This window comes from Pseudomonas sp. COW5 (genome assembly GCF_026240005.1).
Lineage (GTDB): Bacteria > Pseudomonadota > Gammaproteobacteria > Pseudomonadales > Pseudomonadaceae > Aquipseudomonas > Aquipseudomonas kribbensis.
In genome coordinates this window covers 2,912,238-2,933,832 of the sequence record NZ_JAPHVP010000001.1, presented here as the reverse complement: position 1 = coordinate 2,933,832, position 21,595 = coordinate 2,912,238, and the positions used below count along the sequence as shown (strand labels likewise).

The following is a 21,595-nucleotide window of genomic DNA, read 5'->3' as shown; positions in this document are numbered from 1 at the left end:
TTTCCCAGCACTTTCGATAAGTATCACTTATGGATTTTAAACAACTGCGTTATTTCGTCGCGGTCTACGAAGAAGGCCATGTCGGGCGCGCCGCCGAGCGCCTGTCGATCTCTCAACCCGCGTTGTCCCAGCAGATCCGCCATCTGGAACAAAACCTCGACGTCATCCTGTTCGAGCGCAGCAGCAAACGCCTGCTGCCGACCCTGGCCGCCCATACGCTGTACAACCACGCGCTGCCACTGCTCGACGGCATGCAGCGCGCCCGCGAGGCGCTGGGCAACTTCAAGGGGCAGGCGCTGCGTACGCTGGCGATCGGTGTGCTGCAAACCGTGCACACCAGCCTTGTGCCGCAAATGCTTGAGCGGGTGCGCAAGGCCCAGCCCCATCTGGTGGTTCAGATTTATGAACTGACGGGACTGGAGATCGAGCGGCGCCTGCTCAATGGTTCGCTGGATATCGGCATCAGCTATCTGCCGCCCCGCCAGCCGGGTCTGCACGGCGTGATGTTGTACGAAGATGAACTGACACTGGTCATCCCGGCGGATCATCCGTTGCACGAATTCAAGAAAGTCTCGATGAGCCAGGCCGCAGAATTGCCCATGTTGCTGCTGGGCGAGGAGTTTCAGATCCGCCAGATCTGGCAGGCGCAACTGGCCAGCCTCGGGCGCCGTCCGCAGGTGCAGGCAGAACTGAACAATATGGTGGGGATTCTCGACAGTCTCCCGCACACACGGCTGGCGACGGTGTTGCCGGGGCGCTCACAGAAGGAGTACGACGATCAGGACTTGCTGTGGAAACCGATCAGTGAACCCCGGGTGCCGCTAAAGGTGGGCCTGGTGTGTCGCGATGTGCAGCGTCAGCAGGCGTCGTTGGCCTTGCTGCGAACGTTGCTGGAGGAAGTGATGCAGCGCGAGGACAAACCGCTCAAAGCTGCGCCAGGTCTGGATTCGCTGAGCTGAAAACTTTTCTGCGGGCATAAGAAAACCCCGCCGAAGCGGGGCTTTGCAGACTGTTTCCCTGACATCCATTTCACTCCGCCACCCTGGCAGAATCCTTACGTGTCCGTGTTGTTGCTTTGCGCTTCCTGCGCGACGTCCATGGAAAGTAGATTAGCTCTGGATCCAATCTACGCCTATGGGAGAACAGCAGCACGTCATGTAAGAGATCGCTTACATGACGTTACATCATCAGAACTGCGCAGCATCCAGCAGGAACAGCGATTCGCTGCCAGCCTTCACCGACGCGCTCAGCGAGTGAATCCGTGGCAGCAGACGGGCGAAATAGAAGCGCGCCGTGCCGAGCTTGCTGGCGTAGAAATCATCCTGCGCTTCTTTGCCCAGCGATGCCTTGGCCATCAACGCCCACATGTAGGCGTAAGCGGTGTAGCCGAAGGCTTGCAGATACTCGACCGACGCCGCACCGATTTCGTTCGGGTTGGTTTTCGCCCGGTCCAGCAGCCACGAGGTCAGTTCGTCGAGGTTGTCGACGGCGTCATTCAGCGGCTTGGTGAACTCGCCCAGATCAGCACTGGCAGTGGCGGTGAAATGGCGGATCTCGTCGGCGAACAACTTGTAGAACGCGCCGCCGCTGCCGACGATCTTGCGACCCACCAGGTCCAGCGCCTGGATGCCGTTGGTGCCTTCGTAGATCTGGGTGATGCGCACGTCACGCACCAATTGCTCCTGGCCCCACTCGCGGATGTAGCCGTGGCCGCCGAAGATCTGCTGGCCGTGGACCGTGGTTTCCAGACCCAGATCGGTCAGAAACGCCTTGGCTACTGGCGTCAGCAAGGCAACCAGATCTTCCGCACGTTTGCGGGTGGCGGCGTCTTCGCTGAACTTGGCGGTATCGAGCTGCATCGCCACGTAGGTGGAGAACGCACGACCGCCTTCGTTCGAGGCTTTCATGGTCAGCAGCATGCGACGCACGTCCGGGTGAACGATGATCGGATCGGCCACCTTGTCCTTGTTCTGCGCGCCGGTCGGCGAACGGCTTTGCAGACGATCACGGGCGTATTCGAGGGCGTTCTGGTACGAGCGCTCGCCGGTGGCCAGCCCCTGGATACCAACACCCAGACGCTCGTAGTTCATCATGGTGAACATCGCGGCCAGACCCTTGTTCGGCTCGCCGACCAAGTAACCCACGGCTTCGTCGAAGTTCATCACGCAGGTAGCGGAGGCCTGGATGCCCATCTTGTGTTCGATCGAACCGCAGTTCGCCGGGTTGCGCGCACCCAGGCTGCCATCGGCATTGACCATGAACTTCGGCACCAGGAACAGCGAAATGCCTTTCGGCCCCGCCGGTGCGTCCGGCAGCTTGGCCAGCACCAGGTGGATGATGTTTTCGGTCAGGTCGTGCTCGCCGCCGGTGATGAAAATCTTGGTGCCGCTGACCTTGTAGGAACCGTCAGCCTGAGGTTCGGCCTTGGTGCGGATGATGCCCAGGTCGGTACCGGCATGCGGCTCGGTCAGGCACATGGAACCGGCCCAGACGCCGGCGTACATGTTCGGCAGGTAAGCGGCTTTCAGCTCTTCGCTGGCGTGGGCGTTGATCGACAGGCAGGCGCCGGCCGTCAGCATCGGGTACAGACCGAAGGACAGGCTTGCGGAGTTGACCATCTCTTCGACCTGAGCCGAGACGGCTTTGGGCATGCCCATGCCGCCGTATTCAGGATCACCACCAACGCCAACCCAGCCGCCTTCGGCATAAGTCTGATAGGCCTGTGGGAAACCGGCCGGCGTGGTGACGGCACCGTCGGCCCAGTGGCAACCCTCTTCGTCGGCCGCGCGGCTCAGGGGCGCGATGCTTTTGCTGGTGACCTTGCCGGCCTCTTCGAGAATGGCTTCAACGGTTTCCGCGTCGACGGTCTCGGCCAGGGCCGGCAGTTCAGCCCAGAGTTTGGCGACTTCGAACACTTCATTGAGGACGAAGCGCATATCGCGCAGCGGCGCTTTGTAGTCAGCCATGGCAAACCTCGCAAAGATCTAAACAGGTGATTCGTGGAAGGGTGATTTCGTTGAGCTGGAGTGTAACCCAACAACTTTTGCGACACATAGGGTCAGGCCATGACTGTTTTGTTATTTTTAGTCACCGCCTTGTACCCAAAAAGAAGCCCGCAATCAGCGGGCTCTTTTGTTTAACAGTGGCGTGTTACAGCGAGAACAATTGCGCCGGCAGTTTCATCAGGCAATCACTGCCTGCCTCAATGGCCGCACGATGCGCAGCGGTACGCGGCAACAGCCGCTTGAAGTAAAACTCGCACGTCGCCAGTTTGCCCTGGTAGAAATCGCCATCACCCTCGCCCGACTCCAACTGTGCCTGGGCGACCAGCGCCATACGCAGCCACAAATAGCCGAGGACGATGTAACCGCTGTACATCAGGTAATCCACCGACGCGGCGCCGACCTCATCCGGGTTCTTCATCGCTGCCATGCCGACTTGCATGGTCAATTCGCCCCACTGCTGATTGAGGCCATCAAGCTGCGTCACAAACCCGCCCAGTTGCGCATGCCCGGCATTCGCCGCACAGAATTTGTGGACGATTTTGGTGAAGTTGCGCAGCAGCTTGCCCTGGCTGCCAAGGACTTTGCGCCCCAGCAGATCCAGCGCCTGAATGCCGTTGGTGCCTTCGTAGATCGGTGCAATCCGGCAGTCGCGAACCAGTTGCTCCATGCCCCACTCACGGATGAAACCGTGGCCACCGAACACCTGCATGCCGTGGTTGGTCACCTCCAGCCCGGTGTCGGTCATGAACGCCTTGCAGATCGGGGTAAGGAACGCCAGCAGATCTTCGGCCTCCTGACGCGCCTCGGCATCCGGACTCAGGTGCGCGACGTCGAGCATCTGCGCAGTGAAATAGGTCAGCGCACGGTTGCCCTCGTTGAAGGCTTTCATGGTCAGCAGCATGCGTCGTACGTCCGGATGGACGATGATCGGGTCGGCCGGTTTATCCGGAGCTTTGGCGCCGGTCAGGGCGCGCATCTGCAAGCGGTCGTTGGCGTATTTGATTGCGCCCTGGAAACTTGCCTCGCCCAGACACAGGCCCTGCATCCCGGTGCCGAGGCGCGCGTGGTTCATCATGGTGAACATGCAGTTGAGGCCTTTGTTCGGTTCGCCGATCAGGAAGCCTTTGGCGTCATCGAAGTTCAGCACACAGGTGGCCGAGGCCTTGATGCCCATCTTGTGTTCGATCGAACCGCAGGAAACACCATTGCGTTCCCCCGCCTCGCCGGCTGCATCCGGGAGGAATTTCGGCACGATAAACAGCGAAATGCCTTTGGTGCCCGCCGGGGCGTCCGGCAGTTTGGCCAGCACCAGATGAATGATGTTGTCGCTCAGGTCGTGCTCGCCGGCGGAGATGAAAATCTTGCTGCCGGTGACCGCATAACTGCCGTCGGCCCGAGGCACGGCGCGGGTCTTGATGATGCCCAGGTCGGTGCCACAATGGGCTTCGGTCAGGCACATGGTGCCGGTCCACTGACCGGCGGTGAGTTTGCGCAGATAGGTGTTTTTCTGTTCTTCGGTGCCATGAGCGTGGATCGCTGACATCGCGCCGTGGGTCAGGCCCGGGTACATGCCCCAGGAGGTGTTGCTGGAAGCGACCATTTCGCTGATCACCAGCCCCAGCGAACTCGGCAGGCCCTGGCCACCATAGGTCGGGTCTGCCGCCAGACCGTGCCAGCCACCTTCCACGTATTGTGCGAAGGCTTGCTTGAAGCCTGCTGGCGTTGTCACTACGCCGTTGTCGAAATGGCAGCCTTCTTCGTCGCCGCTGCGATTGAGCGGTGCCAGAACGTTTTCACAGAACTTCGCACCCTCGTCGAGGATCGCGTTGACCATGTCCGGGCTCGCGTCGTGGGCGCCGAGGGCCGCGTACTGAGTGTGAAAGTCGAAGACGTGGTCGATCAGAAAGCGCATGTCGCGCAGGGGAGCTTTGTACTCGGGCATGGTGGCTTCTCCGTCAGCAGATCGTTTCAACCTACTGCCGGCCACCCTGCCCCACAATCACTGTCCAGACGCTGAATGCGCCGTCATCACTCAACCTGCGGCGCTGTCCATGCGCACCGCACCACGGCGGTTCTGACCGAACGCCATCACGCAGTTGCGACCCGCGCCCTTGGCGGCGTAGAGCGCCTGGTCGGCGGACTTGAGCACGTCTTCCGGGGTGCGCTGCTCGACCCGTTCGGCGACACCGATACTGACCGTGACCGATACGCTGGACGCACCGGAGCCGCCTCGTCGCTGACGCCCCTGTTGATCGTCCTGCGGGCGGTTTTCCTGATTGCGCAGCTGGATATTGTAGGACGCAATCGACTCGCGGATGACTTCCAGGTGCGGCATGCACTCTTCAAGGGTCTTGCCTGCAAACACCAGGGCGAATTCCTCGCCGCCGTAACGATAGGCCCTACCCCCACCGCTGATTTTGGACAGTTTGCTGGCCACCAGTCGCAGAACCTGGTCACCCACGTCGTGACCATGGGTGTCGTTGAATTTCTTGAAGTGATCAACGTCGCTCATCGCCAGCACATAGTTGCGACCCAGCCGCTGCATGCGCTCGTTGAGTGCGCGACGGCCCGGCAGACCGGTGAGCTCGTCACGGAAGGCCATTTGATAAGCCTCATGCGCTACGGCCGCCGCAATCATCAGCATCACCTGGCTGCACATGATGTTCAGGGTGAACGGCAGGATGAAAGTTTTCGGCAGCATCCAGAACACCCCGAGCAACCCCACCAGTTGTGCCGCGTGCAGCGGACGCGGGTTGCGCCAGTACTGCCAGGCCAACAGCAAGAATGCTGAAAGGAATACCGGGTAAGACATCTGGATCAGGCTCATCCACGCGCCGTGCAGCGCCGGCCAGCGAATCTCCGAGAGCCACATCAGCAACGCCTGCGGATAACTTTGCTCAAGCCCCAGCGCCACACTGCCAAAGGCCAGCAGTACGGCAAATCGCGCCACCATGTCCTGAAACAGGTGCGTACGCTCCTGCCACGCGGCGAACAGACCAAACAACAAGGGCAGCAGCAGACACACCAGATGGAACACCACGGCCGCGTCTTCGCGCACCTTGCCGTTGTCGCGGTAATAGTCGGTCTGGGTGTCGAGCAGGAAGTAGGCGATGTACACCGTGACCATCAGAAACAGTTCGCGCTGGCGTCGGTAAACCGCGCAATACGACCCGCCGAGCAACAGCACCAGGGTTGGCAACACGTTGAACAGCGAGGTGAAGAACACGTTGAGGTCTTTGACGTACGCAGCCGCCAACCCCGCAAGCAACAACAGCAGTGAAGGTATGAAATGACTGAAACGTACAGCGGAAGAACGCGGCAAGGGTAAAGCTCCGACCGTCTTGGCAAAGAGATGGCATTGTGCCTGCAATGTGGCCAGTTACGCACACACAATGTGATCCAGATCACAGGTTGTCTCTTTAACGGCCGAATCCCTTGGTTTCTGAGCCTTCAATCAAGGTTTTTTCCCTGACAAACATGAAACTTCCGTCATGGCCATCATGTTTGATGGCCATGACGATCATTTCTACTCAAAGATCGTTGTAGAACGGCTGCAATGGGCCCTCCGCCGCCGGCCGGCCTTCAGCGCCATAAGGCTTGAGATTGAGCACCGCATCCGTTGCCTGACGGGTCGTGACTTTCGGACTGGCCGGGCGCTGGGTCACGGCATTTTCATCACCGACGTGGCCCTGCGGAATGACCAGCGACGGATGATCGAAAGGTGCCCGTTCCCAGGCGACGCGCGGATCGGTCAGGCCGACCTCCATGAATTTCACCAGCGCGTCGATTTCATCAGGCGTCAGGTTCAGCGCCGTCATGTCCGGGTCGAGGTTGGAGGTGTTGTGCTGATTCACCGCCGGGTGCTCGAAACCGCTGGTGTTGTTGGCATCCTCGCCGCGCCGGTCGCCGCCACGGTTGTAGAACTCCATGACCTGCTTGAGCGTGGCGCGACTGCCGTTGTGGAAGTACGGGCCGGTCAAGGCAATGTTGCGCAGGGTCGGGGTCTTGAATGCGCCGTCGACTGAATCGCGGAACCCGACATTCGGCTTGAGCGTGGCATCGCACGGAATCGCTGCACTCAGCGGCGCCTCGAAGGTGCACACGTCGACATCCAGCGGATCGACTGATTTTCCACCCTGCAACACCGTGTTGTACTGGCGGGTGAACGACCACGGATTACCCCAGGCATCCGCGCCACCGAGGGCCAGATCTTCGGAAGTTGGCCGCACGCCGGTGTTGTAGAAGCCGTTGTCGTACAGAGTGGTCAGATTGTCGGCCATCACCATCCGTTCGATACGCTCACGCGGGTGCATCAGCAAGCGACTCGCCGCGTTGGTCAACTCCGGCCCGCCGTGGCAATTGACGCATTTGCCCTTGCCGAGGAACAGGTTCATGCCCTCGACCTGCTGCGCGTTCATCGCGGTGTGATCGCCTTGCAGGTAGGCATCGATCGGCGCCTGATCGGAGACCAGCGTGGCTTCATACATCTGGATCGCCAGGCCGAAGAACAGCGGGAAGTTGGCTTCCATCTGGGTGTACGGCGCGCCGCCCACCAACACATTTTGCGTGGCGTTCCACAGCCGGGGCTGGAAGGCATTCTTGATCAGTTCGCGATAAGTCGGACGCCGCGCACCGGACACTGGGCCGAGCACTGAATCGCTGGACGAGATCCGTTGCTGCTTGAGCATCAGCGTGTCGAGCATCCTGCGACCGATGTCGGCAAAGGTACGGCCACCGCAGGACATTTCCACCGGGCTGCCGGGCGGGCCGACAGCTTGCGAGGCGGCGGAAGCATCGTTGAGCGCCAGCCTGACTTTGGTCGCGACCGTGCTGCGTTCGCTGGTCACGTAGATCCCCGCATCCGGATCGCGATTGCCGAACGGCGAAAATCCGTTGAACACGTTGTTGGCCCGACCGTCCCAGAAGTTGCGCACGTTGAACGCAGCGTTTATCACCGAAGGCGCATTGCGTCCGGTGCTGCGGCGAACGTTTATGCCACCGACCTGAAACAGGCCGTCCGGCTGCTGGGTGCATTTGTCGAACCGCGGCTGATTGGGTTTGACGAAGTTGGCATCGAACACACCTTGCGAGCCAACCACATCGTCAGTCGAGAAAACGATCGGCGAGTTGCGCTCCAGCGGATTGTTCAGCACATGAGTCGGAAAGTCGGTTTTTTTCAGCGTGTAGTTCGGCCCGCCCTTGCCGCCGGACAACGTTGAGTAGGTCGCCACATCACCGGGAATGTCAGAGGCCACAAACGGCTTGTTGAAAATCGACGCGACGTTGGCGTTGGTGTTGGCCTGGCCGGGGTTGATCTGGTTGGTGATGCGGTGATCGACGCCGGCATGGTAGTGGCAGGATGCGCACGCCGTTGCGCCGTCGCTGCCGATCTCCATGTCCCAGAACAATGCCTTGCCCAACAGGATCGCGGCAGAGCGGTTGAGCACGTAGTCGGTCATCAAGTCGACCTTGCGCCCGCCTTCGGTTCCGGACGGATCGGGAGGCACCATCCCGCGCAACGACTGCAGCGACGGAACCTCGGGCACGGGAGGATCGACTTCGGCGGGGTCGGCGGCCCATGCGCTGTGGACTGACAGCGCGATGGGTAACCAGAAGGTCAAACGAGCGAGTCGACTGATGTTCATAGGCTTCACCCTGACTGTTGTTGTTAAGTGCCGGGCGTCATGCTTCTTTGAGCAGGCAGTTCTGGTTAGCACCGGTAATTCGGGCAGTGCAATTAATTGGCCACTCTTCTGGAAACATCTTGAATCAATCAGGACAGCGGATCGGCTGAGCAAAGCCGTCGTCGATGCTGGGGAATCAGCCCCGGGATTGGGGAAATCCGGGCACAAAAAAACCGCTGCCCCCGAAGGCGCAGCGGTTTTCAGAACGACCGCGTAAAGGCTTAGTAGCCCAGCGAGAAGTTTTCTTCCTTCATGTCCATCAGGTTGTTGGCGCCCGACAGCATGGTTGCCACGTGCGTACGGGTACGCGGCAGGATGCGCTGGAAGTAGAAGCGCGCGGTTTGCAGCTTGGCGGTGTAGAAGGCCTCGTCGGTGGTACCGGCAGCCAGTTTTTCAGCAGCCAGACGCGCCATGTCAGCCCAGAAGTAGGCCAGGCAGGCGTAACCGGAGTACATCAGGTAGTCCACGGAAGCCGCGCCGACTTCTTCGCGGTCTTTCATGGCGGCCATACCGACCTTCATGGTCAGCTCGCCCCACTCTTTGTTCAGTGCAGCCAACGGGGCGACGAATTCCTTGACGGCTTCGTTGCCTTCGTTGTTCTGGCAGAACTTGTGGACGATCTTGGTGAAGCCTTTCAGAGCCTCGCCTTGAGTCATCAGCACTTTACGGCCCAGCAGGTCGAGTGCCTGGATGCCGGTGGTGCCTTCGTACAGCATCGAGATGCGGCTGTCGCGAACGTTCTGCTCCATGCCCCACTCGGCGATGAAGCCGTGGCCGCCGTAGATCTGCACGCCGTGGTTGGCGGATTCGAAACCGACTTCGGTCATGAACGCCTTGGCGATCGGAGTCATGAAGGCCAGCAGTGCGTCGGCTTTCTTCTTCTCTTCTTCGTCCACGCCGTATTTGACGATGTCGACCTGTTTCGCGGTGAAGTAAACCATTGCACGGTTGCCTTCGGCGAATGCCTTCATGGTCAACAGCATACGGCGTACATCTGGGTGCACGATGATCGGGTCAGCGGCTTTGTCCGGCGCTTTCGGGCCAGTCAGGGAGCGCATTTGCAGACGGTCGCGAGCGTATTTCAGGCCGCCCTGGAAGCCGATTTCGGCGTGGGCCAGACCTTGCAGCGCGGTACCCAGACGTGCGGTGTTCATGAAGGTGAACATGCAGTTCAGGCCTTTGTTCGCCGGGCCGATCAGGAAACCGGTCGCGCCGTCGAAGTTCATCACGCAAGTGGCGTTGCCGTGGATGCCCATCTTGTGTTCCAGCGAACCGCAGCTCACCGCGTTGCGAGCGCCCACAGTGCCGTCTGCGTTCGGCAGGAACTTCGGAACGATGAACAGGGAAATGCCTTTGGTGCCGGCCGGTGCATCCGGCAGGCGGGCCAGTACGATGTGGACGATGTTGTCGGCCATGTCGTGTTCACCGGCCGAGATGAAGATCTTGGTGCCGGAGACTTTGTAGGAACCGTCGGCCTGAGGTTCGGCCTTGGTGCGCAGCATGCCCAGGTCGGTGCCGCAGTGCGGCTCGGTCAGGCACATGGTGCCGGTCCATTCGCCGGAGACCAGCTTGGTCAGATAGGCTTCCTGCTGCTCTGGGGTGCCGTGCTCGGAAATGGTGTTCATCGCACCGTGCGACAGGCCCGGGTACATGCCCCACGACCAGTTGGCTTCACCGACCATTTCGCTTACAGCCAGGCCCAGCGACTCAGGCAGGCCCTGACCGCCGTGCTCGACGTCATGGGCCAGGCTTGGCCAGCCGCCTTCCACGAATTGCTTGTAGGCCTCTTTGAAGCCAGTCGGGGTTTTCACACCGGACTCGCTCCAGGTGCAACCTTCGATGTCGCCCACGCGGTTCAGCGGTGCCAGCACCTGCTCACAAAACTTGGCGCCCTCTTCGAGAATGGCGTCAACCATGTCCGGCGTTGCCTCTGCGCACGCTGGAAGGCTCTGATAGTGCGCTTCGTAGCCGAGCAGTTCGTCACGAACGAAGCGAATATCACGCAAGGGGGCCTTGTAGTCAGGCATAGCGATAAACCTCTGCTGATGTAACCGGGAATGAACGACCGCATTGATTTGTTGTGACGGTCAAACAGTTGTTTGAAACATACGTTTACGCCGAAATCTTGTCAAGCGTCGTTCTTTTGCCATTCGTCATCACATTTTCCGAACGCCGGACACAGCACCACGACATGCGCCCGGACGAGCCATGTGCAATGAAAAAAGATTAGTTGAGGGAGAAGGACTTACAACGAAAAACGCCGCGAACAGTCGCGGCGTCTGGCTCAGCGGATATCAGAAAATCAGGCGAACGTATCGATGATCGTACCGAGCATTTCATCGGATGCCTTGGCGACTTTCGTGCCCAGTTCCACTTGAAACTTGCCCTGGGCCATCTCGGCCATGGCGCTGCCCGGATCCATTTGCTGGCTGCGATCCACACCGCGCAGGCGATCGATCTGGGCCTCGGAAGACTGGCTGGTGACCGAGCGCTCGATGGTGTTGTTGGCGATCTGGCTGGCGGCCTGATCGACGCGGTTCTGCCCGGTCTGAATGGTGCTCAGACCTGCATAAAAAGCTGTGTTTCCGGAGATTTCCATGGGAGCTCTCATCCTTGGGAAGGATCAATGGGTGCCATTGAACCAGAGGCGTCAGAAAAACACCCGTCAAAAACACTAATGGCACAGTGCCTTGTCATAGCCAAAATCAGTCGAGCAGATCCAGTTGCAAATGATCGGCGACCGTCTCGGCGCTGACGGCCTTGAGTTTCGGCACTCGTCCCAGACACGGCGCCGGAATCCGCTCGGCCAGCGTCGCCAGGTTTTCCTCAAGTCGTGATGTCTTCGGATCAATGATGTTCGCCACCCATCCCGCCAGTTGCAGTCCGTCTCGGGCAATCGCCTCGGCCGTCAGCAAAGCATGGCTGATACACCCAAGGCGCACGCCCACCACCAGAATCACTGGCAGCTGCAACGCAATCGCCAGATCCGACAGATTGTCCTGATCCGCCAACGGCACCCGCCAGCCGCCCGCGCCTTCAATCAATGTGAAGTCGGCGTTCATGGCCAGAATCTCGCGCATCGGCCCCAGCAACGATTGCACGGTCAGCGCCACACCGGCCTCTCGCGCCGCCAGATGCGGCGCGATCGCCGGTTCGAACGCTACCGGATTGACCTGCTGATAAGTCAGCGGCAAAGAGCACTCGGCCTGCAATGCCAGGGCATCAGAGTTGCGCAGGCCTTTGGGCGTCACGACACAACCGGACGCCACCGGTTTACCCGCCGCCGTGCTCAACCCTGCTGATCTGGCGGCATGCAGCAACCCGGCAGCAACGGTGGTCTTGCCGACGTCAGTGTCGGTTCCGGTGATGAAATAGGCTGCGCTCATAAGGGTTTCTCCAACACGGCGTAGACCACCTGATAAGTCGCCGGCAAGCCTTGTTGCTGACGGAACTGCTCGTAAGCCTCGACCAGACCCAGAATCCGAGCACGCCCGGTCAATCCACCCGGCCGACCGGGATTCAGGTTATGCGCGCCCAACGCCTTGAGCTCATGCGTCAGACTGCGCACATCCGGGTAATGCAGCACATGCGGCTGATTCTCCAGACTGACCGTGCGCAAACCACTGGCTGCGCACAATTGTTCGTAGCGGGCGAACTCGCGGAAGCGGTTGACGTGCACCAGGCCATCGACCTGACGCCAGCTATCGCGCAGTTCGTACAGCGTCCCTACACAAAGACTAGCAAACGCGAAAATCCCCCCCGGTTTCAGCACCCGAAAGGCTTCGCCGAGCACCGATTCGAAGTCCGCACACCACTGCACGGCAAGGCTGGAGAAGATCAGATCGCAGGTCGAATCCTGCAACGGCAAGCGTTCGGCATCGCCGGCAATAAAGTGTGTGGCACCACCCAACGGCCGGGCGTGATTGAGCATGCCTTCGGCAATGTCCAGCGCCAGCCCTTCGTTTCCTGCAAAACGTTCGGCCAGCGCTCTTGTGAAATAACCGGTGCCACAGCCGAGATCCAGCCAGCGCGGCGGCAGAAAATCCATCGGCAAGCGATTCAACAACTGCGTACCAACATCACGCTGTAACTCGGCGACACTGTCGTAGCTGGCCGCTGCACGGGAAAAGGAAGCCGCTACCTGGCGCTTGTCAGGCAAGCCGCCGGGCAGCGCCGCGAGAGACAAATCAGTCATCACCACACTCACTTAAAAACGCCTGGATCGCACCGGCCACACCGTGGGGGTCTTCCAGAAGAAACCCATGGCTGGCCTGCTCGATCAGCCCGACCTCGACATCTGCCAGCAACGCGAACAACTCGCCCGCAGCTTCCGCCGGCACCAGCCCGTCCAGCCCGGCAAACAGATGCAATTGCGGACCTCGAAACACCTGCAAGGCATTGCGCGTATCGATCTGCGCCAACAACTCCAGACCAGCCATCAAGGCGATCGGTGAAGTATTCGGCGCACCGCCCAGCAACAGTCGCGACAAGCCGCGAGAGTCTTGCGCACCCTGAGCGCACAACAACGAAAAACGCTTGAGGGTCTGACGCGGATCAGCACTGCAACCGGCCAGAAACGCATCGAAGGTTTCCGCCGGCATCGCGCTCGGCCATTGTTCATGGGCAACAAAAGAAGGATTGCTCGCCAGCGTCAGCAAGCCGCAGCAATGTTCACCACGCCGCGCCGCCAGTTCTGAAGCCAGCATCCCGCCCAGCGACCAGCCACCGAGCCAGACATCCTGGGGAATGCGCTCATCGAGTTCATCGAGCCAGTCTGCAGGATCGCTGGACTCCAGCTCCGGCAACGGTTCGATTTCCACCGTCAGGTGTTCGTCGAGCCCACGCAGCGCCGCCGCCAACGGCTCCAACGGAGAAACTCCGAGGCCCCAGCCGGGGAGCAGAATCAGTCGATCACGCATGGCTTGGCTCCGACTTCAATTGGGCAAAGCAATCGGCCAGTCCTTCTAACAATAGTTGCACCTGCGCCTCGCTGTGTGCTGCGGTCAGGGTGACCCGCAGTCGCGCACTGCCGGCAGGCACGGTCGGCGGACGGATCGCAGTGACCATCAGCCCCCGCTCGCGCAGCATCTGCGACAAACGCACGGCGCGACCGGCATCGCCAATCATGATCGGCTGGATAGGCGTAAAGCTGTCCATCAGTTCCAGTCCGATCTGTTCGGCGCCATGGCGGAACTGGCGGATCAACGTCTGCAGATGCTCGCGGCGCCAGTGTTCGCTGCGCAGCAACTCCAGACTTTTCAGCGTCGCGCAGGCCAGCGCCGGCGGCTGGCTGGTGGTGTAGATGTACGGTCGGGCGAACTGAATCAGGCTTTCGATCAACTCTTCACTGCCGGCGACAAACGCGCCCGCCGTGCCGAACGCTTTGCCAAGAGTGCCAACCAGCACCGGCACATCCTCCTGGCTCAGACCGAAATGCTCGACGATCCCGCCACCGTTCGCGCCCAGCGGACCGAAACCGTGGGCGTCATCGACCATCAACCAAGCGCCTTTGGCCTTGGCTTCCCGGGCCAGCGCCGGCAGATCGGCGAGATCGCCGTCCATGCTGAACACGCCGTCGGTGACCACCAGCGTATTGCCGGTGGCTTTCTCCAGACGCTTGGCGAGGCTATCGGCGTCGTTGTGCAGATAGCGATTGAAGCGCGCACCGGACAACAATCCGGCATCCAGCAACGACGCATGATTGAGCCGGTCTTCCAGCACCGTATCGCCCTGCCCGACCAGTGCCGTGACCGCGCCGAGGTTGGCCATGTAGCCGGTGGTGAACAACAGCGCGCGGGGCCGTCCGGTGAGGTCGGCCAAAGCTTCTTCCAGTGCGTGATGCGGGCCGCTGTGGCCGATCACCAGATGCGAAGCACCGCCGCCAACACCCCACTTGGAGGCACCGGCGCGCCAGGCTTCGATCACTTGCGGATGATTGGCCAGGCCCAAGTAATCGTTGTTGCAGAACGCCAGCAACGGCTGACCGTCGACCACCACTTCCGGCCCTTGTGGGCTTTCAAGCAGCGGGCGTTGGCGATAGAGATTTTCGGCACGACGGGCAGCAAGGCGTGCGGCGAGATCGAAAGACATGCAAGCCTCACGGGTGGCAAATGAATCAGCAGGCGCTGCACGAGGCAGCGCCTGAAAGAACGGGCGATCAGACCGCCGCGTTGTAGAACTGCTCGCTGCTCTTCTGCTCCACCAGCGCCTGCTCGATGGCGGCCTGATGCACTTCGTCGGCGTGCTCTTCACGGGCTTCCGGCTGAATGCCCAGACGTGCAAACAGCTGCATGTCCTTGTCGGCCTGCGGGTTGGCGGTGGTCAGCAGTTTGTCGCCGTAGAAAATCGAGTTGGCGCCGGCGAAGAACGCCAGGGCCTGCATCTGCTCGTTCATCGCCTCGCGGCCAGCGGACAGGCGCACGTGGGATTGCGGCATGAGGATGCGCGCCACGGCGAGCATGCGGATGAAGTCGAACGGATCGACGTCGTCAGCGTTTTCCAGCGGCGTGCCGGCCACTTTCACCAGCATGTTGATCGGCACCGATTCCGGGTGCTCCGGCAGGTTGGCCAGCTGGATCAGCAGGTTCGCGCGGTCATCGAGGGACTCACCCATGCCCAGAATGCCGCCGGAGCAGATTTTCATGCCGGCATCGCGCACGTAGGCCAGGGTCTGCAGACGCTCACTGTAGGTGCGAGTGGTGATGATGCTGCCGTAGAACTCCGGCGAGGTGTCGAGGTTGTGGTTGTAGTAGTCGAGGCCGGCCTTGGCCAGCGCTTCGGTCTGATCCTGATCGAGACGACCGAGGGTCATGCAGGTTTCCAGGCCCATGGCTTTCACGCCTTCGACCATTTTCAACACGTACGGCATGTCCTTGGCCGACGGATGTTTCCACGCCGCCCCCATGCAGAAACGGGTCGAACCGATGGCCTTGGCGCGGGCAGCCTCTTCGAGGACTTTCTGCACTTCCATCAGCTTTTCTTTTTCCAGACCGGTGTTGTAGTGACCGGACTGCGGACAGTATTTGCAATCTTCCGGGCAGGCGCCGGTCTTGATCGACAGCAGGGTGGAAACCTGGACCCGGTTGGCGTCGAAATGCGCGCGGTGCACCGTCTGCGCCTGGAACAGCAAGTCGTTGAAAGGCTGAACGAAGAGTGCTTTGACTTCCGCCAAAGTCCAGTCGTGACGCAGGGTGGCAGTGGTGCTGGCGCTCATGGGCGATTCCTTGGTTATGCTTGGCTTGCGCCTGGGGAAACGGGATACCCACAGGCACGACACGGATGTTCGGCATATTTAAGGAAGAGTCATGCACTGTCAACCACATCAAGATAGACCGGTTTACATCTGGTTAAATAACAACCAGCACTGTTTGATTTGCGATGAGCCGGCGGAAACTGAAACACCTCTCTGCGTAGCCTGCGAAACCGACCTGCCCTGGCTTGGCGATCAATGCATGACTTGCGCATTGCCGCTGCCCGCAGCAGGCCTGACATGCGGCGGCTGCCTGAAAGATCCGCCCGCCTTCGAACAAGTGGTAGTGCCGTGGTCCTACGGCTTCCCGGTGGACAGCCTGATCACCCGGTTCAAGCACAACGCAAAATGGCCGCTTGGCCGCCTGTTGGGCGAGGTTCTCGGGCAATTCCTGCAACATCGCTTCGACGAGGGCCTGCCTCGCCCGGACGCCTTGTTGCCAGTGCCATTGGCGAACAAACGCCTGCGGCAGCGCGGATTCAATCAGGCAGCCATGCTGGCGCGGTGGCTCGGCAAGCAACTGGATTTGCCCTGCGAAGAACATGTCCTGCGCCGTATTCAGGACACCAGCGCCCAGCAGGCACTCGATGCCAAGGCGCGTAAACGCAATCTGCGCAATGCCTTCAACCTTGTGCCGGACGCTGATGTAAAAGGCCGGCATCTCGCCTTGGTGGATGATGTGCTGACCACCGGCGCCACCGCCCAGGCATTGGCCCGGCTGCTGGTGGACGCCGGCGCCACGCGGGTCGACGTCTACTGCCTGGCCCGAACACCGAAACCTGGCGACGCGGCTTGACTCGCACGCGCCAAGCGGCCAACTTCCTCCTCCATCAACCCAGCACAAAGCACCTGACATGTCCTTGCCTTCCCTGTTGTCCCAGCACATCGTCCGCCGCCCGCAGCGCATCGCCCTGCTGCAACACATCGCCGAACAGGGCTCAATCACCCGCGCCGCAAAAAGCGCGGGCCTGAGTTACAAAGCGGCGTGGGATGCCATCGATGAGCTGAACAATCTGGCGCAGAAACCCTTGGTCGAGCGCGCTGTCGGCGGCAAGGGTGGTGGTGGCGCCAAATTGTCCAGCGAAGGCGAACGGGTGCTGCGTCTTTATCAGAAGCTGCAAGCCTTGCAGGCGCAGGTGCTCGAAGCCGCCGAAGACGCCAGCGATCTGGATCTGCTCGGTCGTTTGATGCTCCGGACCAGCGCCCGCAACCAATTGCACGGCAAGGTCGTGAGCATCGAGCATCAGGGCCGCAATGACCTGATCCGTCTCGAACTGGCCGAAGGCCTGTGCATCGATGCGCAGATCACCCACGACAGCACCGTGCATCTGGAGCTGCAACCGGGCACCGAAGTGGTGGCATTGATCAAGGCTGGCTGGCTTGAATTGTTGGGCAACGGACAGGCCGCAACATCTGGTCACAATCTTCTCGAAGGCACCCTCGAAGCGATTCTCGACGCCGAGGACGGCCCCAGCGAAGTGCGCATCGCTCTGCCCAATGGCCAGACACTCTGCGCCCTGGCTGAGCCGCTGCACCTGCGCACCCACAAACTGACCGTCGACCAGCCGGTACAAGTGCAGTTCTCGCCGTCCAATGTGCTGATCGGCACACCGCTTTAGCGCGGGTTCCTGCAACAAAAGCTTCATCGCCTCTCATTAAGGTGGCTGCCAAAACCAAGCAGGGAGCCTGATGTGAGCCTATTAGAAGAAAACCAATCCACTGACCTGGAAAAAATGGTCGGCATGAGCCGTCGCGGTTTCATCGGCGCCGGCGCACTGTGCGGCGCAGCGATGTTCCTCGGCGGCAGCCTGTTGAGCCGTAGCGCGCTGGCCACCGGTGTCAGCGCCGGCAACAGCCGCCTGCTGGGCTTCGACAGCATTCCGGCTGCCACTACCGACGTCATCAGCCTGCCCAAGGGCTACAAGTCATCGGTGCTGATCAGCTGGGGCCAGCCCCTGCACAAGAACGGTCCGGCCTTCGACCCGAGCGGTAACGGCACCGCGGCTGCACAGGAAGTGCAGTTCGGTGACAACAACGACGGCATGAGCCTGTTCGCCTTCCCGGACGACAAAAATCGCGCGCTGATGGCGATCAACAATGAATACACCAACTACCGCTACCTCTACCCCCACGGCGGCCTGCCGCAGTCGGCGGAAGACGTGCGCAAGGCCCTAGCCTGCGAAGGTGTGTCGGTGATCGAAGTGGCACGCAAGAACGGTCAGTGGCAGTTCGTCCAGGGCTCGCGCTACAACCGTCGCATCCACGGCAACTCGCCGCTGCGCATCAGCGGCCCGGCGGCCGGCCATGAGCTGATGAAAACCAGCGCCGACAAGCACGGCAAGAAAGTCCTCGGCACCTTCCAGAACTGCGCCAACGGCAAGACGCCGTGGGGCACTTACCTGACCTGCGAAGAGAACTTCACCGACTGCTTCGGCAGCAGCAACGCCCAGCAACAGTTCGACCCGGCGCAGAAGCGCTACGGCGTGACAGCCGCCAGTCGCGAGATCAACTGGCATCCGTTCGATCCGCGCTTCGACATGGCGAAGAACCCGAACGAGCTGAACCGTCACGGCTGGGTGGTGGAAATCGACCCGTTCGACCCGCAATCGACCCCGGTCAAACGTACTGCCCTCGGTCGTTTCAAACATGAAAACGCCGCCCTGGCCGAGACCGACGACGGTCGCGCCGTGGTGTACATGGGCGACGACGAACGCGGCGAGTTCATCTACAAGTTCGTCAGCCGCGACCGCATCAATCACCGCAACGCCAAAGCCAACCGCGACATCCTCGATCACGGCACCCTGTACGTGGCGAAGTTCGACGCCGGCGACGGCAACCCCGACCACCCGAAAGGCCAGGGCCAGTGGATCGAACTGACCCACGGCAAGAACGGCATCGACGCCAGCAGTGGTTTCGCTGATCAGGCCGAAGTGCTGATTCATGCACGCTTGGCGGCCAGTGTGGTCGGCGCCACGCGTATGGATCGCCCGGAGTGGATCGTGGTCAGCCCGAAAGACGGCCAGGTCTATTGCACCCTGACCAACAACGCCAAACGCGGCGAAGACGGGCAACCGGTGGGCGGCCCGAACCCTCGCGAGAAAAACGTTTACGGACAGATTCTGCGCTGGCGCACCGACCGCGACGATCACGGCTCGAAGACTTTCGGCTGGGATCTGTTCGTGGTGGCCGGCAACCCGAGCGTGCACGCCGGGACGCCGAAGGGCGGCTCGTCGAATATCACTCCTCAGAACATGTTCAACAGCCCGGACGGCCTCGGTTTCGACAAGGCTGGCCGACTGTGGATTCTCACCGACGGTGATTCGAGCAACGCCGGGGACTTTGCCGGGATGGGCAACAACCAGATGCTCTGTGCCGATCCCAAGACCGGCGAAATTCGCCGGTTCATGGTCGGGCCGATCGGCTGCGAAGTCACCGGGATCAGCTTCTCGCCAGACCAGAAAACCCTGTTTGTCGGGATCCAGCATCCGGGCGAGAACGGCGGTTCGACCTTCCCCGAGCATTTGCCGAACGGCAAGCCGCGCTCTTCGGTGATGGCGATTACCCGTGAGGATGGCGGGATCGTCGGCGCCTGATGCCGCAACGCTCTGATCGTTCCCGTGCCTTGCACGGGAACGATCCCACTCAAGACAGCCCGTCTGCGCTACCATGCTGGGCCGGACGCGGCAGCCTGCCGCGCGCAGGAGTCAGCATGGCCCACCCGTTTGAAACCCTCACCCCAGACCTCGTGCTCGATGCCGTCGAAAGCATCGGCTTCCTGAGCGATGCGCGCATTCTGGCGCTCAACAGTTACGAAAACCGCGTCTATCAGGTCGGCATCGAAGACTCCGAGCCGCTGATCGCCAAGTTCTATCGCCCGCAGCGCTGGACCAACGAAGCGATTCTCGAAGAACACCAGTTCACCTTCGAACTGGCCGACGTCGAGATCCCGGTGGTGGCGCCACTGATCCACAACGGCCAGACCCTGCACGAACACGCCGGTTTCCGTTTCACCCTGTTTCCCCGTCGCGGTGGCCGGGCGCCGGAGCCGGGCAATCTTGATCAACTGTATCGCCTCGGCCAGTTGCTCGGGCGCATGCACGCGGTCGGCGAAACCAGGCCGTTCGAACACCGTGAAGCTTTGGCTGTGCAGAACTTCGGCCATGCGTCGCTGACCACACTGCTGGAAGGCAACTTCATTCCGAAAAGCCTGCTGCCGGCCTACGAGTCCGTCGCCCGCGATCTGCTCAAGCGTGTGGAAGACGTTTACGCCGCCACGCCGCACCGGAACATCCGCATGCACGGCGACTGCCACCCCGGCAACATGATGTGCCGCGACGAGATGTTCCACATCGTCGACCTCGACGACTGCCGCATGGGCCCGGCGGTGCAGGACATCTGGATGATGCTCGCCGGCGACCGTCAGGATTGTCTCGGACAGTTGTCGGAATTGATGGACGGCTACAACGAATTCCACGATTTCGACCCGCGGGAGCTGGCCCTGATCGAACCGCTGCGCGCCCTGCGCCTGATGCACTACAGCGCCTGGCTGGCGCGACGCTGGGACGATCCGGCGTTTCCTCGCAGTTTTCCGTGGTTCGGCAGCGAACGGTATTGGGGCGATCAGGTGCTGGCGTTGCGTGAGCAACTGGCGGCGTTGAATGAAGAGCCGTTGAAGCTTTTCTGACACGACACGTCTATACAACTGCCCGTACAATCGCTGCTTTGTTAGCTGCCTAAGCAAGGATTCTGCATGCAAGCCGCCAACCCGCGTCGCGGGTACATTCTGGGCCTGAGTGCCTACATCATCTGGGGACTGTTCCCGCTCTACTTCAAAGCCATCGCCGAAGTACCGGCGGTGGAAATCATCATCCACCGGGTGTTGTGGTCGGCGTTGTTCGGCGCGCTACTGTTGATGGTCTGGAAACATCCGGGCTGGTGGCAGGAGCTGCGCGACAACCCGAAACGCCTGGCGATTCTTGCGCTGAGCGGCACCTTGATCGCGGCCAACTGGCTGACTTACGTCTGGTCGGTGAACAACGGGCGGATGCTTGAGGCGAGCCTCGGCTACTACATCAACCCGCTGGTGAACGTGTTGCTGGGCATGCTGATCCTCGGCGAACGCCTGCGCCGCATGCAGTGGCTGGCGGTCGGTCTGGCGGCAGTCGGCGTTGCGCAGCAGGTGTGGCAGGTGGGCAGTCTGCCGTGGGTGTCGCTGGTGCTGGCACTGACCTTCGGCTTCTACGGGCTGATCCGCAAGCAGGCGCCGGTCAAGGCATTGCCGGGGCTGGTGGTGGAAACCTGGATGCTGGTGCCGATCGCCCTTGCATGGCTGCTGTTCAATCCGACCGCCACCAGTGCACAGGCCGCCTTCTGGACTACTTCAGAAGCCTGGTGGTTGGTGGCGGCCGGTCCGGTGACGCTGGTGCCGCTGGTGTGCTTCAACGCCGCCGCCCGGCACCTGCCTTACACCACCCTCGGTTTCCTGCAATACCTGGCGCCGACCCTGGTGCTGCTGCAAGCCGTGCTGCTGTTCGGCGAGCATTTGTCGTCCAGCACGCTGATCGCTTTCATGTTTATCTGGGCCGGTCTGGCGGTGTACAGCGTCGATGCGTGGATAAGTCTGCGCCGGCGCAGCTGATCAAAAAACGCACAAACCT

The 21,595-nt window shown here is 61.0% G+C and carries 17 protein-coding genes; 6 read left to right on the top strand and 11 right to left on the bottom strand.

The window, feature by feature from the left end:
* The first annotated feature begins 29 nt into the window (after nucleotides 1-29).
* The gene (locus OQ248_RS13310) at nucleotides 30-959 is read left to right on the top strand and encodes a LysR family transcriptional regulator (protein ID WP_265813064.1); all 930 of its coding nucleotides are present in this window, start codon (nucleotides 30-32) and stop codon (nucleotides 957-959) included.
* Nucleotides 960-1,187: 228 nt separating this feature from the next.
* Here the strand turns inward: OQ248_RS13310 and OQ248_RS13305 are convergent, their stop codons facing one another.
* The 11 genes from OQ248_RS13305 to bioB all read right to left on the bottom strand — a co-directional run bounded on the left by OQ248_RS13305 (nucleotide 1,188) and on the right by bioB (nucleotide 15,902).
* Nucleotides 1,188-2,966 (bottom strand): acyl-CoA dehydrogenase C-terminal domain-containing protein, encoded by a 1,779-nt coding sequence (locus tag OQ248_RS13305; protein WP_085709197.1) that lies wholly within the window; start codon nucleotides 2,964-2,966, stop codon nucleotides 1,188-1,190.
* Nucleotides 2,967-3,150: 184 nt separating this feature from the next.
* Nucleotides 3,151-4,947, bottom strand: a complete 1,797-nt coding sequence (locus OQ248_RS13300; RefSeq protein ID WP_265813063.1) for an acyl-CoA dehydrogenase C-terminal domain-containing protein — start codon at nucleotides 4,945-4,947, stop codon at nucleotides 3,151-3,153.
* A gap of 90 nt (nucleotides 4,948-5,037) precedes the next feature.
* Complete coding sequence (locus tag OQ248_RS13295) at nucleotides 5,038-6,327, bottom strand: GGDEF domain-containing protein (RefSeq protein ID WP_114885924.1); 1,290 nt, start codon at nucleotides 6,325-6,327, stop codon at nucleotides 5,038-5,040.
* A gap of 208 nt (nucleotides 6,328-6,535) precedes the next feature.
* Nucleotides 6,536-8,650: a cytochrome c peroxidase gene (locus OQ248_RS13290; RefSeq protein WP_265813062.1), complete on the bottom strand. Its 2,115-nt coding sequence runs from the start codon at nucleotides 8,648-8,650 to the stop codon at nucleotides 6,536-6,538.
* Between the two features lie 260 nt (nucleotides 8,651-8,910).
* Nucleotides 8,911-10,716, bottom strand: a complete 1,806-nt coding sequence (locus OQ248_RS13285; RefSeq protein ID WP_085709193.1) for a phenylacyl-CoA dehydrogenase — start codon at nucleotides 10,714-10,716, stop codon at nucleotides 8,911-8,913.
* Between the two features lie 275 nt (nucleotides 10,717-10,991).
* The gene (locus OQ248_RS13280) at nucleotides 10,992-11,288 is read right to left on the bottom strand and encodes a hypothetical protein (protein ID WP_011336239.1); all 297 of its coding nucleotides are present in this window, start codon (nucleotides 11,286-11,288) and stop codon (nucleotides 10,992-10,994) included.
* Between the two features lie 106 nt (nucleotides 11,289-11,394).
* Entirely contained in the window at nucleotides 11,395-12,075 is a 681-nt protein-coding gene (bioD, locus tag OQ248_RS13275; RefSeq protein WP_265813061.1) for a dethiobiotin synthase, read from the bottom strand.
* Entirely contained in the window at nucleotides 12,072-12,884 is an 813-nt protein-coding gene (bioC, locus tag OQ248_RS13270) for a malonyl-ACP O-methyltransferase BioC (protein ID WP_265813060.1), read from the bottom strand. The genes bioD and bioC overlap by 4 nt, the downstream gene beginning before the upstream one ends.
* Entirely contained in the window at nucleotides 12,877-13,608 is a 732-nt protein-coding gene (locus OQ248_RS13265; RefSeq protein WP_265813059.1) for an alpha/beta fold hydrolase, read from the bottom strand. Before OQ248_RS13265 ends, bioC begins: the two co-directional genes overlap by 8 nt.
* A complete protein-coding gene (gene bioF / locus OQ248_RS13260) occupies nucleotides 13,601-14,779 on the bottom strand; it encodes an 8-amino-7-oxononanoate synthase (RefSeq protein WP_265813058.1) in 1,179 nt (392 codons plus the stop codon). The genes OQ248_RS13265 and bioF overlap by 8 nt, the downstream gene beginning before the upstream one ends.
* Before the next feature lie 67 nt (nucleotides 14,780-14,846).
* A complete protein-coding gene (gene bioB / locus OQ248_RS13255; protein WP_007959840.1) occupies nucleotides 14,847-15,902 on the bottom strand; it encodes a biotin synthase BioB in 1,056 nt (351 codons plus the stop codon).
* Between the two features lie 91 nt (nucleotides 15,903-15,993).
* On the opposite strand from bioB, the gene OQ248_RS13250 reads away from it, so the two are divergent.
* The 5 genes from OQ248_RS13250 to rarD all read left to right on the top strand — a co-directional run bounded on the left by OQ248_RS13250 (nucleotide 15,994) and on the right by rarD (nucleotide 21,576).
* Nucleotides 15,994-16,734, top strand: a complete 741-nt coding sequence (locus tag OQ248_RS13250; protein WP_265813057.1) for a ComF family protein — start codon at nucleotides 15,994-15,996, stop codon at nucleotides 16,732-16,734.
* Between the two features lie 58 nt (nucleotides 16,735-16,792).
* On the top strand, nucleotides 16,793-17,557 hold the full coding sequence (locus OQ248_RS13245) for a TOBE domain-containing protein (protein WP_114885938.1): 765 nt from the start codon (nucleotides 16,793-16,795) through the stop codon (nucleotides 17,555-17,557).
* A gap of 72 nt (nucleotides 17,558-17,629) precedes the next feature.
* Nucleotides 17,630-19,531, top strand: coding sequence for a PhoX family phosphatase (locus tag OQ248_RS13240; RefSeq protein WP_265813056.1), 1,902 nt, complete (start codon nucleotides 17,630-17,632; stop codon nucleotides 19,529-19,531).
* A 116-nt stretch (nucleotides 19,532-19,647) separates the two neighbouring features.
* Nucleotides 19,648-20,622 (top strand): serine/threonine protein kinase, encoded by a 975-nt coding sequence (locus tag OQ248_RS13235; RefSeq protein ID WP_265813055.1) that lies wholly within the window; start codon nucleotides 19,648-19,650, stop codon nucleotides 20,620-20,622.
* A gap of 66 nt (nucleotides 20,623-20,688) precedes the next feature.
* Entirely contained in the window at nucleotides 20,689-21,576 is an 888-nt protein-coding gene (rarD, locus tag OQ248_RS13230) for an EamA family transporter RarD (protein WP_248740016.1), read from the top strand.
* Nucleotides 21,577-21,595 lie beyond the last annotated feature (19 nt).

Excerpts from the sequence above, each read along its gene's own strand:
- OQ248_RS13280 (WP_011336239.1), bottom strand. The coding sequence starts at position 11,288 with ATGGAAATCTCCGGAAACACAGCTTTTTATGCAGGTCTGAGCACCATT.
- OQ248_RS13245 (WP_114885938.1), top strand. The coding sequence starts at position 16,793 with ATGTCCTTGCCTTCCCTGTTGTCCCAGCACATCGTCCGCCGCCCGCAG.
- OQ248_RS13305 (WP_085709197.1), bottom strand. The coding sequence starts at position 2,966 with ATGGCTGACTACAAAGCGCCGCTGCGCGATATGCGCTTCGTCCTCAAT.
- OQ248_RS13265 (WP_265813059.1), bottom strand. The coding sequence starts at position 13,608 with ATGCGTGATCGACTGATTCTGCTCCCCGGCTGGGGCCTCGGAGTTTCT.
- OQ248_RS13250 (WP_265813057.1), top strand. The coding sequence starts at position 15,994 with ATGCACTGTCAACCACATCAAGATAGACCGGTTTACATCTGGTTAAAT.
- bioC (WP_265813060.1), bottom strand. The coding sequence starts at position 12,884 with ATGACTGATTTGTCTCTCGCGGCGCTGCCCGGCGGCTTGCCTGACAAG.
- OQ248_RS13290 (WP_265813062.1), bottom strand. The coding sequence starts at position 8,650 with ATGAACATCAGTCGACTCGCTCGTTTGACCTTCTGGTTACCCATCGCG.
- OQ248_RS13310 (WP_265813064.1), top strand. The coding sequence starts at position 30 with ATGGATTTTAAACAACTGCGTTATTTCGTCGCGGTCTACGAAGAAGGC.
- OQ248_RS13235 (WP_265813055.1), top strand. The coding sequence starts at position 19,648 with ATGGCCCACCCGTTTGAAACCCTCACCCCAGACCTCGTGCTCGATGCC.
- bioD (WP_265813061.1), bottom strand. The coding sequence starts at position 12,075 with ATGAGCGCAGCCTATTTCATCACCGGAACCGACACTGACGTCGGCAAG.
- rarD (WP_248740016.1), top strand. The coding sequence starts at position 20,689 with ATGCAAGCCGCCAACCCGCGTCGCGGGTACATTCTGGGCCTGAGTGCC.
- OQ248_RS13285 (WP_085709193.1), bottom strand. The coding sequence starts at position 10,716 with ATGCCTGACTACAAGGCCCCCTTGCGTGATATTCGCTTCGTTCGTGAC.
- OQ248_RS13300 (WP_265813063.1), bottom strand. The coding sequence starts at position 4,947 with ATGCCCGAGTACAAAGCTCCCCTGCGCGACATGCGCTTTCTGATCGAC.
- bioF (WP_265813058.1), bottom strand. The coding sequence starts at position 14,779 with ATGTCTTTCGATCTCGCCGCACGCCTTGCTGCCCGTCGTGCCGAAAAT.
- bioB (WP_007959840.1), bottom strand. The coding sequence starts at position 15,902 with ATGAGCGCCAGCACCACTGCCACCCTGCGTCACGACTGGACTTTGGCG.